Origin of the sequence: Veillonella sp., from assembly GCF_019414865.1 — a bacterium.
GTDB lineage: Bacteria > Bacillota > Negativicutes > Veillonellales > Veillonellaceae > Veillonella.
Window position 1 is genome coordinate 1 of record NZ_DXLG01000195.1, and the last position, 1913, is coordinate 1913.

The window sequence follows — 1913 nt, forward strand, 5'->3', positions numbered from 1 at the left end:
ATACACATAAATGTTATAAGTGTAATGGGTTTTATGTTTATTCTGAAGATTATATGAATCACCAAAATATTATCTTAGAAATTTTAAAAGAATTACGAAAGACCATTGTTTTTCTTACTTCTAATAAAGCCTAATTGCTCCATACGCTTCGTCAATTCATTATAGAATGCTTCCGCCATGGCATTTTGGTGTTTACCAGTTTGGGCCTTATCAGCGCTAAAGAGAGAATCTTTAATCTTCTTAATCATCGTAGACTTGGCTTTAGGCTTATTCAATAATTCCATGAACAATAAATCTTCTTCAGAAATATCACCAATAGCGTCATTAAACATATTTGCACCATAAATATATTCACTACCACCATCAGCAATAGCTTTTACAAAGTTTGTAAAACGTGCTGGTACATAGGATAAGCCCTCCATATATTCCTGTTTATCAGGGAATGTTTTATAGAATCGAATACCACCGCGTACCATATGTTCAACGATAGCTTTATATAAACTACATACAGCTGGTTCTAAGTCATCTTCAGATGCATTAGCAGTATCATGAGCAGCTTTTAAAATGGCAAGGGCTTCGATCATATTGAAAGTGCCACCATCTTTAATGAGCGCTTTGAATGTATCTCGTACAAGCTCATTTTCAAACATTTCTAATGCTTCTTCATCAAAGAGAATTTGGAATACAAAACTATTTACGATAGACCGTACAGGTACTGTATTCACCTTATCAGGATTAGCTACATCATAGCTAATATCCTTTGCAGCACTTTCTTTGCAAATAATAGACTTGCGGAATGTTGTATCAAGCATAAAGTCTAAATATTGTTCTTGATCAGCTTGGCTATTAGGAGCCAATTTTTCAAGTTTATCGGCGATGCTTTCATCATAGGTACGAACCATGGATAATGTTAAATCTGCATCACATACATAGCTAAGATTATGAGCTTTTAAATGATCATTGAATTGATAGAAGTAACATGGATCATTATGAGGTTCTAAATGGTCATGACCTACATAATAATCATCCTTTTGCATAACGGAACGCAAGGCACCTAAGAATTTACTATTACGCTCTTTAAGGTTATCATAATTAAGAATTTGAGCACCTACTAGACTACCAACAGTTTTACCGCGTAATACCTTTTCCTTATGAGTCAACTCATCATAACCACGATTAGCAAATAGCATAAGTTGACGAACCTCTTCCATCGTATGCCAACCTGGATATGTATTATAGGATACATATGCAATGCCATTATCAGCCAAATGATGAGATATAATATCAAGCAACTTATCCTTCATTTCATCACTAATCCAAGAGTAAAAACCATGGGCAATAATGTAATCAAAGTTTCCTAAGGATTCACCAAAGTTCAAAATATCCCCTTGCAATAGAGATACATTATCTAACTTGGCATCACTAATAATTTTGTTGCCCTTCTCTACTTGATCTTGGGAAAGCTCAATACCTACAAATGTTGCTTCTGGATTATGCATAGCTTGAGAAATAATATTTCCCCCATACGTAGCACCTAATTCAAGTACACGTGCTGTTTTAGCCGTTGGTGGCTTAAGACCTACAAGTGTACCATATGCTTCCAAATAAGCAGGCGTAGTAAAAGGAAATGGATAGGATTTATAGCCTAACTCTTTATATATTGTTTGTTGCATATCGTCTGTTGCGATCTGTTGATTATCCTTAGCCATAAGCACCTCTATATTTACTATTAAAGTTATCAAATCATATATCAGTACAATATACCTAGTAGTATATGCACAACTATTTAATATTATACCAAATTCCTAGTATATTACCTATTGTAAAAGCATTAGTAATTCAGGAACTACCTATTCAAGAAATGGCCATATTATTTTAAGATACCGTCAAAATATATTCATAATATAATAAAT

At 33.7% G+C, this 1913-nt stretch carries 1 protein-coding gene; it reads right to left on the reverse strand.

What is annotated here, in order from left to right:
* Positions 1 to 92: 92 nt before the first annotated feature.
* Positions 93 to 1709 carry a methyltransferase regulatory domain-containing protein gene (locus QZ334_RS08195; protein ID WP_295233556.1) on the reverse strand — a complete coding sequence of 539 codons (1617 nt, stop codon included), beginning with the start codon at positions 1707 to 1709 and terminating at the stop codon, positions 93 to 95.
* Positions 1710 to 1913: the final 204 nt, after the last annotated feature.

Bases quoted from the DNA above. Each gene is read 5' to 3' on its own strand.
- QZ334_RS08195 (WP_295233556.1), bottom strand. From the start codon at position 1,709: ATGGCTAAGGATAATCAACAGATCGCAACAGACGATATGCAACAAACA.